We start from the raw sequence: 14,067 nt of genomic DNA, 5'->3' as shown, positions 1-14,067 counted from the left end.
CCTGACCGGCACATCCAGCTAGACCGGAGCCAGATGGCAGACGTCCCCAACGCCACCGAAGAACGCGCGAAGTCGAAAGAGATCGGCGCGCTGCGCAGTCTTGTGCCCTTCATGGCGCCTTATAAGGCGATGATCGCCGCGGCTGCTGCTGCGTTGGTTCTGACCGCGATCGTTTCCCTTGTCCTGCCCTTGGCCGTTCGGCGCGTGGTTGATAATTTCGAGGGAGGCGAGGCGGCGCTTCTCGATCAGTACTTTGGGGCGGCACTTGGGATTGCGGCGCTGCTCGCGGCGGGGACGGCGCTGCGCTATTACCTTGTCACTCGTATTGGTGAACGGGTGGTGGCGGACATTCGGAAGGCGGTTTTCGATCGGATGATCGGAATGTCGCCCGCATTCTTCGAGCGGATCATGACGGGCGAGGTTCTGTCGCGCATCACGACGGATACGACGTTGATTCTGACAGTGATCGGCCAGTCCGTGTCGATCGCCCTGCGCAATCTGCTGATCCTGATCGGCGGGCTGGCTCTGATGCTGCTGACGTCGCCGAAATTGTCGAGCCTGGTGCTGCTGCTGGTGCCGCTGATCCTGGTGCCGATCCTGGTGTTGGGGCGTCGGGTGCGGCGGTTGAGCCGGGAGAACCAGGATTGGATCGCGGCATCGTCTGCCAATGCGTCCGAGGCGATGCTGGCGGTGCAGACCGTGCAGGCCTTCACCCACGAGACGCCGTCCCGCGCGCAGTTCGAGGATGTGACGGAGAAGAGCTTTGTTGCCGCCCGCAAACGCATCGCGGTGCGGTCCGTGATGGTGGCGATCGTCATCTTCTTTGTCTTCTCCGGGATCGTCGGCATCCTTTGGGTCGGTGCGCGCGATGTCCGGACCGAGGTCATGAGTGTCGGCGAACTGGTCCAGTTCGTCATCTATTCGATCATGGTGGCCGGGTCGGTCGCGGCGCTGTCGGAGATCTGGTCGGAACTTCAGCGCGCTGCTGGCGCAACCGAGCGTCTGGTCGAGCTTTTGAACGCCGAAGACACGGTGGCTGACCCGGCACAGGGCGCGGCGCTTCCCGATCTGAAGAAGGGCGAGATTTGCTTCGAGGATGTGACCTTCGCCTATCCTGCCCGACCCGAGATCGCGGCGCTCAACGGGGTGGACCTGACGGTGAACCCAGGAGAGACCGTGGCCCTTGTCGGCCCGTCGGGTGCCGGGAAGACAACCATCATCCAGCTTCTTCTGCGCTTCTACGATCCGCAATCCGGGCGCATCACGCTTGGCGGCACGGCCCTGACCGATCTGACCCGCGGCGATTTCCGCAGTCTGATCGCGCTCGTCCCGCAGGATCCGGTGATTTTTGCGGCCACCGCGCGCGAGAACATCCGCTTCGGTCGTCCTGGCGCGACGGATGCCGAGATCGAAGAGGCGGCCAGGGCCGCTGCGGCCCACGACTTCCTGACTGCGTTGCCTGATGGCTACGACACCTATGTCGGTGAGCGTGGCGTGATGCTGTCGGGCGGGCAGAAGCAGCGGATTGCAATTGCGCGGGCGATCCTGCGGGATGCGCCAGTTCTACTGCTGGACGAGGCGACCTCTGCACTTGATGCGGAAAGCGAGCGGGCGGTCCAGCAGGCGGTCGAGGCGCTGTCGCAGGACCGGACGACCATCATCGTCGCCCATCGGCTCGCCACCGTAAAAAAGGCCGATCGGATCGTCGTGTTCGATCAGGGGCGCATCGTTGCAGAAGGCACCCATGACGCCCTGGTTGCACAGGGCGGGCTTTATGCGCGGCTCGCCCGATTGCAATTCACAGAAGGCATGGCCGCCGAATAGAAAAGCGCAGGCGAGGTGGCCCGCCTGCGCTTGATCGCTTTATCGGTGTCTCAGGTCAGCTCGAACCGGTCGGCGTTCATGACCTTCGTCCAGGCGGCGATGAAGTCTTTGACGAACATCTCGCCGGCGTCGCTGGCGCCATAGACCTCGGACAGCGCGCGAAGCTGGGAGTTTGAGCCGAAGACCAGGTCGACGCGCGTGCCGGTCCAGCGGACTTCTCCGCTGGCGCGGTCGCGGCCTTCGAAGATGCTGTCGTCATCCTCCGTCGCTTTCCAGGCCGTGTTCATGTCCAGCAGGTTGACGAAGAAGTCGTTCGTCAACTGGCCGGGACGGTCGGTGAAAACACCGTGCTGCGTATCGTGGGCGTTGGCGCCGAGCGCCCGCATCCCGCCGATCAGCACCGTCATTTCGGGCGCGGTCAGTGTGAGCAACTGCGCGCGGTCGACCAGCAGCCGCTCGGTCGGGACGGTGTATTTGGCGCGGACGTAATTGCGGAAGCCGTCCGCCTCGGGCTCCAGCACGTCGAAGCTGTCGGCATCGGTCTGCTCTTCGGTGGCGTCGGTCCGGCCGGGGGTGAAGGGCACGGTTACGTCATGGCCCGCATCCTTCGCGGCCTTCTCGATCCCGGCGGAACCGCCGAGGACGATCAGGTCGGCGAGGGAGATCTTCTTGTCGCCCTTACCGTCGAAACCCGCCTTGATGCCCTCGTAGACTTCGAGGACCTTGGCCAGCGTTTCGGGCTCGTTGACTTCCCAGTTCTTCTGCGGAGCCAGGCGGATGCGCGCGCCGTTGGCGCCGCCGCGCTTGTCGGAGCCACGGAAGGTTGCGGCGGAGGCCCAGGCGGTTTTGACCAGATCCTGCACGGAGAGGCCGCTGTCGAGTATCTCCCCCTTCAGTGCGGCGATGTCGGCGTCATCGGCAAGCGGGTGATCGACCGGGGGGACAGGGTCCTGCCAGATCAAATCCTCGCCCGGCACGTCCGGCCCCAGATAGCGGACCTTTGGGCCCATATCGCGGTGGGTCAGCTTGAACCAGGCGCGGGCGAAGGCATCGGCGAAGGCATCGGGATTCTTGTGATAATGCTCGCTGATCTTGCGATAGGCCGGGTCGACCTTCATCGCCATGTCGGCGGTCGTCATCATTGGCGGATTTGTCTTACCCTCGATATGAGCGTCGGGAACCAGATCGTCGGCCACGCCGCCCTTCGGGTGCCATTGCCAGGCGCCGGCGGGGGATTTGTGAAGCTCCCATTCGTAGCCGAAGAGCATGTCGAAATAGCCCATGTCCCACTTGGTGGGGGTGGGGGTCCAAGCGCCTTCGATGCCGGAGGTGATTGTGTCAGCCCCATTGCCGAGGCCGTGGGCCGACTTCCAGCCAAGCCCTTGTTCGACGATGTCGGCGCCTTCAGGTTCGGCGCCGATATGGTCTTCGAGGCCTGCGCCGTGGCATTTTCCGAAGGTATGGCCGCCCGCGGTCAGCGCGACCGTCTCTTCGTCGTTCATGGCCATCCGGGCGAAGGTCTCGCGGATATCGTGGGCCGAGCCCTGCGGGTCGGGGACGGCGTCGGGCCCCTGAGGATTGACGTAGATGAGGCCCATCATCACCGCGGCGAGCGGGGTTTCGAGCTTGCCTGCATCGGCATCGGGGCTTTTCACATCACGCGCGCCGGAATAGCGGCTGGCGGGGTTGTCGGAGGTGACGAGCCATTCGGCCTCGGTGCCCCAGTAGATGTCCTGCTCGGGTTCCCAGATGTCTTCGCGTCCGCCGCCAAAGCCGAAGGTCTTGAAGCCCATTGAGTCGAGGGCGACGTTGCCCGTCAGCACAAGAAGGTCGGCCCAGGAAAGGGCGGATCCGTATTTCTGCTTGATCGGCCAGAGGAGGCGCCGGGCCTTGTCGAGGTTGGCGTTGTCGGGCCAGGAGTTCAGGGGCGCAAAGCGCTGGGATCCCGAGGAGGCGCCGCCGCGGCCGTCGGCGATGCGGTAGGTACCGGCGGCATGCCAGGCCATGCGGATGAAGAACGGTCCGTAATGGCCCCAATCGGCGGGCCACCAGTCCTGGCTGTCGGTCATAAGCGCATGGAGGTCGGCCTTGACCGCGTCAAGATCGAGCTTCTTGAACGCCTCGGCATAGTCGAACGTCTCTCCCATCGGATTTCCGGCGGGTGGGTTCTGGTGCAGGATGCTGAGATTCAACTGCTCGGGCCACCAGTCGCGGTTGCCGCGGCTGCCGAATGACGCGTTGTGTATGACCGGGCAACCGGTAATGGCGCCGCTGTCGTTTCCATCCATATCGAATCTCCTGTTGGCTGTTGGGTAAGGCGCTGCGTGAGCGTCCGCCAAAGTCTATAACGATTCTAATTCTAGCGTATTCAGCAATAAGGTGAATTTGCATCTTCTGATCGGGTCGATATCTTTTGGTTATGAAAGACGTCTCGCTAAAGCAGCTCCGCTATTTTCAGGCGGTGATGGAGAACGGGCATTTCGGCCGTGCGGCGGAGGCATGCGCGATCTCGCAACCGGCGCTTTCAATGAGGATCAAGGAGCTTGAGCAATCCCTCGGCACTGTCCTTTTTGAGCGCAGCGCCCGGCATGTCCGCCCCACCCGGTTTGGAGAGGCGTTTGCGGCCCGTGTCCGCGACGTGCTTCTGGCGGTGGATGAACTGGGCGAGTTTGCACGCGCCTCCCGCGACCGTCTGGCGGGGCGGCTTCACCTTGGAATCATACCGACCATCGCCCCTTATCTGCTGCCTGCGCTGGTGGCTGAACTTGGGCGCAGTCATCCTGAAATCGACCTCGACATTCACGAAACGATTACGTCCCGCCTGATCGCGGAGTTGCTTGACGGGCGGCTGGACGCGGCGATCGTGGCACTGCCGGTGGGCGAGGCCACGCTGACCGAGGTGGAACTGTTCTCGGAACCCTTTGTCCTTGTCCGCCCAGCGGCGGAAGCGGATCTGCCGGCACCTGAGAGGGATGATTTGCATCACCGTCGCGTTCTGCTGCTGGACGAAGGGCATTGCTTCCGCGATCAGGCCCTCGCCTTTTGCGGCCTGCCTGCGGCACAAAACACGTCGTCGGGTCTTGCAGGCAGTTCGCTTTCGACGCTGGTGCAGATGGTGGGCGCGGGCCTTGGTGTGACGCTGATCCCGGACATGGCGATCGACGTCGAGGCGCGCTGGCCGTCCGTTTGCGTTACGCGTCTTACTGATCCGCAGCCTGTCCGTGCCGTCGGGATGATCTGGCGCAAAACCAGCCCGCTGGCAGAGCAATTCGCCGAGATCGGCGATGTCGTGCGCCGCGCTGCGGCTGCGAAAGGGCTGTCAGAGCCGGATCTGGCGTCCGAGTGACGGATCGGAGATCGCTCATTTCGCTGCGTAAGTCTTGCGGCCTGCGTCAAATCCCCCCACTTTCTTCGCCGAGGAGAACGAGCCGGATCACTGGCTACAGGGAGGATATCTATGAGTTTCGCATCTGTCGCGGACCGCAACGCCATTGAAGCCGAGATGCCGTGGGAGGAGCGGGACGTCCCCAAGACCACCTACGCGATGCTCGCTGAAACCGCTGGAAAGTTTCCCGACCGTCCTGCCGTCAGCTACCAGCTGTTCTCGGGTCCCAACGATCCCAAGGAAACGCTGACCTGGAAAGAATATCACGACAAGGTCTGTCAGGCGGCGAACCTGTTCCGCTCTCTTGGGGTCGGTGAAACGGACGTCGTGGCTTACCTCCTGCCGAACTGCAACGAGACCAACATCACCTATGTGGCGGGACAGATCGCGGGGATCGTGAACCCGATCAATCCCCTACTCGAGCCGGAACAGATCGGTGCGATCCTTAAGGAAACCGGTGCCAAGGTTCTTGTCACGCTTAGGGCCTTCCCGAAGACCGATGTCGCCCAGAAGGCGGCTGAGGCGGTCAGGCTGGCGCCCAACGTCAAGCACGTGATCGAGGTCGACCTGCACCGCTACCTCACCGGGCTGAAGAAGTTCATCGTCCCCCTTATCCGCCCCAAGAACCCGGTTGCCCATAACGCCCGCTTGGCGAGCTTTACCGAGGAATGCGCCAAGCAGAACAAGAGCCTGGATTTCGCCGACGCAACCGAGGACCGTATCGCGGCGTATTTCCATACCGGCGGCACGACGGGCATGCCCAAGGTCGCCCAGCACCGCTATTCCGGGATCGTCTATAACGGCTGGCTGGGTCATCGCCTTCTCTTCACCGAGAAGGATGCGCTGATGTGCCCGCTGCCGATGTTCCATGTTTTCGCAGCGATCGTCGTAATGGGCGCCTCGCTCAAATCCGGCGCCCATGTCGTCTTTCCGACCCCGCAGGGCTATCGGGGCGAGGGCGTCTTCGATAACTTCTGGAAGCTCTGCGAACGCTACGGGATCACATTCATGATCACCGTGCCGACGGCCATGTCGGCGCTGATGCAGCGTCCGGTCGACGCGGATATCTCGAAGATGACGACCGCGTTCTGCGGCTCTTCGCCCTTGCCGATCGAGCTTTACAACCGGTTCGAGAAAGCCGCGGGTGTCACCATCTGCGAAGGTTACGGTCTGACTGAAGCCACCTGCCTTGTGTCGATCAACCCGCCGGCGGGTGAGAAGAAGGTCGGCTCCATCGGGATCCCGTTCCCTTATACCCATGTCCGCATCTTGGAACATACCGTGGACGGCGCGGCGGAGACGCCGCTTGGCCAGATTGGCGAGATCTGTATCTCGAACCCCGGCGTTTCGCCCGGGGCGACCTATACGGAGCCGGACAAGAATGTCGGCCTCTACGATGAGATGGGTAACCGCAGCTACCTGCGCACCGGGGACCTCGGACGGATCGATGAGGATGGCTACCTCTGGATCACGGGCCGTGCGAAGGACCTCATTATCCGCGGTGGCCACAATATCGATCCCGCCGAGATTGAAGAGGCGCTTGCCGGCCACGACGCCGTTGCCTTTGCAGGCGCTATCGGCCAACCCGATGCCCATGCGGGCGAGTTGCCTTGCGCTTACGTCGAATTGGTTGCCGGAGCGAAGATCACCCCGGAGGAGCTGATCGATTTCGCCAAGGAGCATATCCACGAACGCGCCGCGATCCCCAAGCATGTGGAGATCCTGGACGAACTGCCCAAGACGGCCGTCGGCAAGATCTTCAAGCCCGACCTGCGCAAAAAGGCCATCAAGCGGATCTATGACGAGGCGCTGGCTGAGGCCAACCTGAAGGCCGAAGTGGCCGAAGTGGTCGAGGACAAGAAGCGCGGCCTTGTCGCCAAACTGTCCCGCAACGGCGATGTCGACGATGATGCGGTGCGGCACGTCCTTGGGAACTATACCCGCCCGTGGGATTGGGCTGCTTAGGCAACAGAGCGCGGCATGCCGTCGCGACTTTGATAGCAAGACCGAGAGCCCCGGAACTTCAGGCGTCGTCTGGCATTTCCCAGATGTGGCAATCAAGGTGTTTCCGGAAACCCCCGACGGAAGATATTTCGTCGCGAAGGGTCGCCTGTGGCGCAAGACCAACCCGGCGATGTCGGAGCGCGAGCGGGATGGTCACGTGAAGGCATTGATGGAGGCCCGTCGCGCCGTCCGTTCAGCGGAAACCGAGGCCGATCTGAAAGCAGCGAGAGCGCGGGTCGAGGATGCCAAACGGGCGTTGGGCGAGCGTGGCCCTGTCTGGTGGAGCGATGGTGCGTCAGATGAGAGCCGTAAAGCGCCCTGGAATTCCTCCTACGCCAAGTGGTGGGAGGCTCTTCCCGAAGAGGAGAGAGAGAAGGGCCGGAGCTAGAGCTCTTCTACGGGCAAAGCGGCGTCAGTTTCGCAGACCAGCGGACGCGCGCCATTGACGCAACAGGCGAATTGGCAGATTTAGCTGATCTCTCTTTCTTACTGATCACAGGATATCGCTGCCATGCCCGAAGACCTGTTCAACTCTTTCATGAACGGACCGGATGAGAACGGACGGTTCGGCAAGTTCGGCGGGCGGTTCGTGTCAGAGACGCTGATGCCCCTGATCCTGGAGCTTGAGCGGCAATACGAGTACGCCAAGACCGATGAGAGCTTCTGGGCGGAGATGGATTATCTCTGGAAGCACTACGTGGGTCGACCCTCGCCGATGTATCTCGCCGAGCGCCTGACGGAGCATCTGGGCGGCGCGAAGATCTATCTTAAGCGGGACGAGCTGAACCATACGGGTGCCCATAAGATCAACAATGTGCTGGGCCAGATTATTCTCGCGCGTCGGATGGGTAAGACCCGGATCATTGCAGAGACGGGGGCCGGGCAGCACGGGGTTGCGACGGCGACGGTTTGCGCGAAGTTCGGGTTGAAATGCGTCGTCTATATGGGCGCGCATGATGTCGAGCGGCAGGCCCCGAATGTCTTCCGCATGAAGCTGCTCGGGGCCGAAGTTGTTCCGGTGACGTCGGGACGCGGCACGCTGAAGGACGCGATGAACGACGCGCTGAGGGACTGGGTCACGAACGTGCGTGACACGTTCTATTGCATCGGTACGGTTGCGGGCCCGCATCCCTATCCGGCAATGGTGCGCGACTTCCAGGCGATCATCGGCAAGGAGGCGAAGGCGCAGCTTCAGGAGCTTGAAGGGCGGCTGCCCGACACGATCATCGCGGCAATCGGGGGCGGATCGAATGCGATGGGGCTGTTCTATCCGTTTCTTGATGACAAGGATGTCCAAGTCATCGGCGTCGAAGCCGGGGGCAAGGGTGTGAACGAGAAGATGGAACACTGCGCTTCGCTGACCGGCGGACGACCCGGCGTGTTGCACGGGAACCGGACCTATCTGCTGCAGGACGATGATGGGCAGATCCTGGAGGGGTTTTCGATCTCTGCCGGGCTCGACTATCCCGGGATCGGACCGGAACATGCGTGGCTGCATGATATCGGCCGTGCGGAATATGTTGCGATCACCGATGTAGAGGCGCTTGAGGCGTTCCAGCTATGCTGCGAGATGGAGGGGATTATTCCTGCCTTGGAGCCGTCTCATGCCTTGGCCCATGTGATGAAGATTGCTCCGGACCTGCCAAAGGACCACATCATCTGCATGAATATGTGCGGCCGGGGGGATAAGGACATCTTCACTGTGGCAAAGGCGCTGGGCGTCAACATGTCGGGTTAAGCTGCGACGCACCAGATCTGCACGTTTCTTGACCTGTCGTTATAAACTTTCTGCCTAGAGCCCCTAGGCGGAAGGTTTATTGCCGTCATCCGAGCGTTAGACCCTCCCCCACATAACCCCAAGTGCAATGGGCCAGCGGCGCGATTGGCGCTCTTCTCGCTTTCGACGGCACGCAGTGGCGTGGCCGGACTACGACCTTGAATGACGAGAAGATCCGAAAGGAATGACAATGACCATCAAGAACCTGGCTATCCCGGCCCTGTCCACCGCGTTTATCCTGATTGGCAGCACCGCGATGTCGCAGAGCGTCCCCTTCGAAGAAATCGACACTAACGGGGATGGAGAGCTGTCGTTCCGCGAACTGGAAGACCGGTTCGGAACCCGCACGGCCAGCCGTCTTCTTCGAGAGTTCGACGACGATGACGGCCGGATTTCGTCAGATGAGTTGAGTGACGATGATGATGACGATGACGGCAGCACTTCTGCTCCGGATGACAACGATGATGATGATGACGACGACGATGACGATCGGGATGATAATGACGACGACGAAGATGATAACGACGATGATTCCGACGACGACGACGACGACGATGATGAAGACGAATCCGATGACAACAACGACGACGACGATGATGACGGCGATTCGGACGACGACGACGATGATGAGGACGACTGATCTGTCGTTTGATCCTCAACTGGTCTCGAACTAAGAAGAACGAAGTCGACCCTCGCCGGCGTGCCGGCGGGGGTCTGCTGCTGGAGAGTAGAGCGTGATTAGATCCTTAGTCGTTTGTATGGTCCTTATCCTCGGGCACATCGCCCCGAGCCCGGCGGTCGCGCAAACCGCCGAGCAAAGCATTGCGCGGCAATTGCGAGCGCAGGGCTACACGGATGTAGACACCAACCGAACGTTGCTTGGGCGGATCAGATTTGTGGCGACACGTGGCAACCAGCAGCGCGAGATTGTCTATGAACCGAGTACCGGCGTCATTTTGAGAGACGTGACAAGAACGACGAATGGCCGTCGACCAGCTGTTCCCATTTTGCGAAGTGACGACGAACGCGGCGGATCGGGTGGCAGATCAGGCGAAAATGATGACAATGGATCCGGCGGCGGCGGAAGCGGTGGCTCCGGCGGCCGTGAGGACGACGACAACGACGATGATGGCGGCGGCGGCTCTGGCGGAGGCGGTGGTTCCGGTGGCGGCGACAACGATGACGAACAAGATGACGACGACGATGATGGGGGGGATGATGATGACGACGGCGGAGAAGACGACGACGATTAAACTGCCTGCTCTCTGAGCCAGGACATCGTTGTGAATCGCACCATCCTCATTGGCGTGGTCCTTTTGATTCAGTTTGCCTGCGCTGTTTTCTTCGTGTCGGATATTCTGATTTCGATACTCGGGATCACAACTGCGCCGATTTCCTGGCAAGTCCACGAGGCGATTGAAATCAGCGCCGCGTTTGGGCTTGTCCTTGGTACTGTGATGGGCGCGGTCGTCTTGCGGAACATCCAGAGGCGCTATCAGCGGGTCGAAGGACAGCTGCGCGCTGCATCGGGCGCCTTCATGGAGCTAATGGAAGAACGGTTCGGTGAGTGGGGGCTGACGCCAGCGGAACGGGATGTCGCCCTGTTTGCGATCAAGGGATTCTCGACCGCTGAGATCGCAGGGATGCGCCAGACCTCCGAAGGGACGGTCAAGGCACAGACCAATGCGATCTATCGTAAGGCCGGGGTGGGCGGACGCCCCCAGCTTCTGAGCCTCTTCATCGATGATCTGATGGGCGACGGCTTAACGGCGAAGACGGCTGATCAGACCTCAGCATCGGATGCGTGAGCGCGAAGGACGTCGAGCGTCACGATATCGAGTGCGCGTTGATGGGTCGCAGCGAGGCGCACCTTGGGTGCGCACCCCTCCTCCGCCGCTTGCAGAAACCTCCCGGCGCACAGGCACCAGTGATCGCCCGGCTTTAGTCCGGGAAAACTGAACTCAGGCCGGGGCGTGGACAGGTCATTGCCTACGTATTTCGAGAAGGCCAAGAACTCTGCCGTCATTTCGGCGCAGACCGTATGGCTGCCCTGGTCGGCCGCGCAGGTGTCGCAGGCGCCATTGCGGAAGAAGCCGGTCATCGGATCGGTTGAGCAGGGCTGCAACGTTCCCCCGAGGACGTTGGTCGACGGATCTTTCTCCATATCAGCGTCTCTCCATCAGGGTGTCCGAGATCCGGCGGAACATCTCGATATTCCCGGGCTGCACGTTTGACCAACGAAACTGACGGTCGGCGGCACTCATCGCGATGACGATATCGCGCGACCGGTCGATGTAAATGTACTGCCCGTAGATGCCGTGAGCAAAGGCTTCCCCTTCCCTTGCGTCGGCCGGGACCCACCACTGATAGCCGTATTGCCGCGCGCCGGGCATCGTGTTGGCCTGCGGGGTCGTCGATGCCTTGATCCAGTCGGCGGGCAGGATCCCGGCGCCGTCCTGAGCGATGATCCGGCCGAAGCGGGCATAGTCCCGCGTCGTCATCAGGAGCCCACCCAGCACGAAGGCCACGCCGTGCCCGTCGGTGATGTAGGCGGGTGTTTCTTCGAGCCCGATGGGCGCAAGGACTTTTTCAGCAAGAAGATCTGGGATCTCGCGCCCCGTCGCGCCGCGGAGCACCATACCGATCACATGGGTGTCGATCGAGACGTAGTTCCAGCGAATACCCGGAGCACGTTCAGATTCGGTCAGTCCGCTTGTAAAGCCGTCCATCGACTGGCCGAGGGCGAGGACGCGGCCCATCCGGTTTATATCGGAGTTGGGGTCAAGATAGTCCTCGTCAAAGACAACCCCGGACGACATCGTGAGGAGATCGCGCAAGGTGGCCTGATCATAGGCTGTGCCGGCAAGTTCAGGCACGTAGTTGGTCACCGGATCGTCGATACTGTCGATGGCCCCCTCGGCAAGCAGGATGCCGGTGAGGACCGAGAGATAGCTCTTTGCGACAGACCAGGAGATCCGGCGGTCCGTCGGTTCGGTGCCGAGAAGATAGTCTTCCAACACGATCTGGCCCTGGTCGAGGACGACGATCGAGGTAACCGCACGGTCTTGGACCCATGTCTCGTAGCCGTCAGGCGGTGTGAGCGGTGGACCTTCCAGAAGCGGCAGGACGGGTGCTTCGCCTAATGGCATGTCACGGGTCAGAAACAGCTCTTCCATTTCCGAGAAGTTGCTTACGATCCGGTCCGCATCGAAGAGCGAGTTGACGGCGAGCAGGCGTGCGATTTCTTCCCGGTTCCAGACGGCGAGTGCGGCTGCCGGGACGGTGATGGCGATTAGGGCAACACCCGCCCATTTGAGAAAACGTTTCATGATCTCTTATTCATATAAGTGATTTGACGGCGGGTCCCAAGAGAGCCAGCGGCCGTGGAAGTCCATGCGCCCGAGAGCAAAGGACTGGTTGCCGGGCCAGTGACGGACGGCAATGCCCGCACCGCGGCCCCCGTCTGTCTCGATTGCAATCCAAGACAGCGGTGTATCTTCCGTTGCCTGCGCACCTGCGGCTTCAACATGGGCGCGGGCGCGGGCGTCCACATCGGGCGGGAAGTACTGCCAGGCGACGGTATTGAAGAGGACATGGTGATGGCCGGGCCGGGGTGCCAGGCGGTTTTCCAGCCAGTCGGCGGCATCTGCCTTGTCGACCGGCGGCGGGCCGGCGGCAATGGCGGCTTCGGTCAGCTTGTGGCGTTCGGGTTGGTCGGGCCAGAGATAGGCGCGCAAGCGCAGGACCTCGGCCGGGTCCGTCATGCGAAAGGGGCTCAGATCGGCGCCACGTCTGTCAGAGACGCTGACGGGATGGTTCGCGGGCGTAGGGCCGGTCCAATCCGGGTGCAGCGTGAGGACGGGATCGGCTGCACCGAGGGGTCCGCCCGGCGTTTCGACCGCGTAGCGATCGAAATTGAGGTTCAGGCCGCCACTCGCCCCGACCTCGGACAGGATCAGCGGGTGCCGTGGGCGCAGCCAGGCGACGGCGGCGAGGAGGCCGGCGGACCGGCGCACCTCGTTGGTCTGCGGCGCGTCGTCGAGGAAACCAAGGATCTCGGCCTCGTGCGTTTCGATCGCGTTGAGGATGCCACGCCACAGCCGATCGTCGTCCACCTCGTTGGGCGGGTAGAGTGTCGCGAGAGGGTCACCGCGCAAGACGAGGGCGTGCAGCGCCCCCGCGAGGCGGAGCGAAACGTTATCGGCACTGGGCCTAGGATCGCCGGGCCAGTTCAGCACCCGGTTGGTGACCGGAGTGCCGCGCTCCAACCGGTCGGAGCAAAGCTGCATCAGGCGGCCCATGAAGGGCGAACCGAGTGCGGCGCAGTTCTTGGCCTGAACCGCAAAGGCCTCGCGCGGGGTCATTTGAACCGGTCGACCAGCTTTTGAAGGGATGAGCGGGTGTCCTCTTCAGGGGGGGGCTCGGCAGCCCTTTCGGGCTTTCTCGCCGGTTCGGGCCGTTTGGACGATCGGTGTGGGGCAGTTCGTTGGGCCACTGCGTTCATGAAACGGCCGGGATCGCCATCGGCCAGATGTGGCGCGCCGTCCGAAATCCCACGCAGAAGATCGTCGAGCCAATCCTCATCTGCCTTTGCGAAGTCGCGCAGGACGTAGCCGGAGACCAGATCTTTGTGCCCCGGATGGCCGATGCCGATTCTGATGCGCGCGTAGTCCGGTCCGATATGATCGTGGAGCGACCGCAGCCCATTGTGACCCGCATGGCCGCCGCCCACCTTGTGCTTCAGTCGTCCCGGCGCAAGATCCAGTTCGTCGTGGAAGACGGTGACGTCATCCGGCGTGAGCTTGAAAAATCGCATCGCCTCGCCCACCGACTGGCCGGAGCGGTTCATATAGGTTTCCGGCTTCAGGAGGGTCACTTTCTCACTGCCCAGGCGGCCTTCCGACAGGCTGCCCTGAAACTTGCCCCGCCATGGCGCAAGATCATGATCGGCCGCGATCCTGTCGAGCGCCATGAATCCGATGTTGTGTCGGTTATGTGCATATCTGGCACCCGGATTACCAAGGCCGACAAAGAGTTTCATGACGTTTCCGATCCTTCAGCGCCGATAGTTCTATGG

13 protein-coding genes are annotated in these 14,067 nt (G+C 62.0%); 8 read left to right on the top strand and 5 right to left on the bottom strand.

Features of this window, described 5'->3' with window-relative positions:
• Positions 1-33: 33 nt before the first annotated feature.
• The gene (locus AADZ90_RS17200; protein ID WP_367311174.1) at positions 34-1,824 is read left to right on the top strand and encodes an ABC transporter transmembrane domain-containing protein; all 1,791 of its coding nucleotides are present in this window, start codon (positions 34-36) and stop codon (positions 1,822-1,824) included.
• Between the two features lie 50 nt (positions 1,825-1,874).
• Here the strand turns inward: AADZ90_RS17200 and katG are convergent, their stop codons facing one another.
• Positions 1,875-4,112, bottom strand: coding sequence for a catalase/peroxidase HPI (gene katG / locus AADZ90_RS17195; protein ID WP_367311175.1), 2,238 nt, complete (start codon positions 4,110-4,112; stop codon positions 1,875-1,877).
• A gap of 131 nt (positions 4,113-4,243) precedes the next feature.
• Between katG and AADZ90_RS17190 the strand changes: the two genes are divergently transcribed.
• The 7 genes from AADZ90_RS17190 (at position 4,244) to AADZ90_RS17160 (ending at position 10,798) form a co-directional block, all read left to right on the top strand.
• Entirely contained in the window at positions 4,244-5,170 is a 927-nt protein-coding gene (locus AADZ90_RS17190) for a LysR substrate-binding domain-containing protein (RefSeq protein ID WP_367311176.1), read from the top strand.
• A 111-nt stretch (positions 5,171-5,281) separates the two neighbouring features.
• On the top strand, positions 5,282-7,174 hold the full coding sequence (locus AADZ90_RS17185; protein WP_367311177.1) for an acyl-CoA synthetase: 1,893 nt from the start codon (positions 5,282-5,284) through the stop codon (positions 7,172-7,174).
• 85 nt (positions 7,175-7,259) lie between these two features.
• Entirely contained in the window at positions 7,260-7,601 is a 342-nt protein-coding gene (locus AADZ90_RS17180) for a hypothetical protein (protein WP_367311178.1), read from the top strand.
• Positions 7,602-7,724: 123 nt separating this feature from the next.
• Entirely contained in the window at positions 7,725-8,951 is a 1,227-nt protein-coding gene (gene trpB, locus AADZ90_RS17175) for a tryptophan synthase subunit beta (protein ID WP_367311179.1), read from the top strand.
• A gap of 229 nt (positions 8,952-9,180) precedes the next feature.
• Positions 9,181-9,630 carry a hypothetical protein gene (locus AADZ90_RS17170; protein ID WP_367311180.1) on the top strand — a complete coding sequence of 150 codons (450 nt, stop codon included), beginning with the start codon at positions 9,181-9,183 and terminating at the stop codon, positions 9,628-9,630.
• Between the two features lie 341 nt (positions 9,631-9,971).
• Positions 9,972-10,259 (top strand): hypothetical protein, encoded by a 288-nt coding sequence (locus AADZ90_RS17165; protein WP_411997076.1) that lies wholly within the window; start codon positions 9,972-9,974, stop codon positions 10,257-10,259.
• 14 nt (positions 10,260-10,273) lie between these two features.
• Entirely contained in the window at positions 10,274-10,798 is a 525-nt protein-coding gene (locus AADZ90_RS17160) for a helix-turn-helix transcriptional regulator (RefSeq protein ID WP_367311182.1), read from the top strand.
• Here the strand turns inward: AADZ90_RS17160 and AADZ90_RS17155 are convergent.
• The 4 genes from AADZ90_RS17155 to pth are packed head-to-tail and all read right to left on the bottom strand — an operon-like array spanning position 10,774 to position 14,031.
• Entirely contained in the window at positions 10,774-11,154 is a 381-nt protein-coding gene (locus tag AADZ90_RS17155; protein ID WP_367311183.1) for a DUF2237 family protein, read from the bottom strand. The two genes, AADZ90_RS17160 and AADZ90_RS17155, sit on opposite strands and share 25 nt — an antisense overlap.
• A 1-nt stretch (position 11,155) precedes the next feature.
• Positions 11,156-12,319 carry a serine hydrolase domain-containing protein gene (locus tag AADZ90_RS17150; RefSeq protein ID WP_367311184.1) on the bottom strand — a complete coding sequence of 388 codons (1,164 nt, stop codon included), beginning with the start codon at positions 12,317-12,319 and terminating at the stop codon, positions 11,156-11,158.
• A gap of 6 nt (positions 12,320-12,325) precedes the next feature.
• The gene (locus tag AADZ90_RS17145) at positions 12,326-13,354 is read right to left on the bottom strand and encodes a DUF2332 domain-containing protein (protein ID WP_367311185.1); all 1,029 of its coding nucleotides are present in this window, start codon (positions 13,352-13,354) and stop codon (positions 12,326-12,328) included.
• On the bottom strand, positions 13,351-14,031 hold the full coding sequence (gene pth / locus AADZ90_RS17140; protein ID WP_367311186.1) for an aminoacyl-tRNA hydrolase: 681 nt from the start codon (positions 14,029-14,031) through the stop codon (positions 13,351-13,353). The genes AADZ90_RS17145 and pth overlap by 4 nt, the downstream gene beginning before the upstream one ends.
• Positions 14,032-14,067 lie beyond the last annotated feature (36 nt).

The sequence above is a fragment of the Aestuariibius violaceus genome, assembly GCF_040779325.2.
GTDB classification, from domain to species: Bacteria; Pseudomonadota; Alphaproteobacteria; order Rhodobacterales; family Rhodobacteraceae; genus Aestuariibius; species Aestuariibius violaceus.
The sequence above is the reverse complement of the archived record's forward strand: the minus strand, read 5'-3'. Positions and strand labels throughout refer to the sequence as shown.

What these genes read in the sequence shown, in the direction of transcription:
- AADZ90_RS17155 (WP_367311183.1), bottom strand. Translation starts at nt 11,154, where the DNA reads ATGGAGAAAGATCCGTCGACCAACGTCCTCGGGGGAACGTTGCAGCCC.
- AADZ90_RS17185 (WP_367311177.1), top strand. Translation starts at nt 5,282, where the DNA reads ATGAGTTTCGCATCTGTCGCGGACCGCAACGCCATTGAAGCCGAGATG.
- trpB (WP_367311179.1), top strand. Translation starts at nt 7,725, where the DNA reads ATGCCCGAAGACCTGTTCAACTCTTTCATGAACGGACCGGATGAGAAC.
- AADZ90_RS17200 (WP_367311174.1), top strand. Translation starts at nt 34, where the DNA reads ATGGCAGACGTCCCCAACGCCACCGAAGAACGCGCGAAGTCGAAAGAG.
- pth (WP_367311186.1), bottom strand. Translation starts at nt 14,031, where the DNA reads ATGAAACTCTTTGTCGGCCTTGGTAATCCGGGTGCCAGATATGCACAT.
- AADZ90_RS17190 (WP_367311176.1), top strand. Translation starts at nt 4,244, where the DNA reads ATGAAAGACGTCTCGCTAAAGCAGCTCCGCTATTTTCAGGCGGTGATG.
- AADZ90_RS17150 (WP_367311184.1), bottom strand. Translation starts at nt 12,319, where the DNA reads ATGAAACGTTTTCTCAAATGGGCGGGTGTTGCCCTAATCGCCATCACC.
- katG (WP_367311175.1), bottom strand. Translation starts at nt 4,112, where the DNA reads ATGGATGGAAACGACAGCGGCGCCATTACCGGTTGCCCGGTCATACAC.
- AADZ90_RS17145 (WP_367311185.1), bottom strand. Translation starts at nt 13,354, where the DNA reads ATGACCCCGCGCGAGGCCTTTGCGGTTCAGGCCAAGAACTGCGCCGCA.
- AADZ90_RS17165 (WP_411997076.1), top strand. Translation starts at nt 9,972, where the DNA reads ATGGCCGTCGACCAGCTGTTCCCATTTTGCGAAGTGACGACGAACGCG.
- AADZ90_RS17170 (WP_367311180.1), top strand. Translation starts at nt 9,181, where the DNA reads ATGACCATCAAGAACCTGGCTATCCCGGCCCTGTCCACCGCGTTTATC.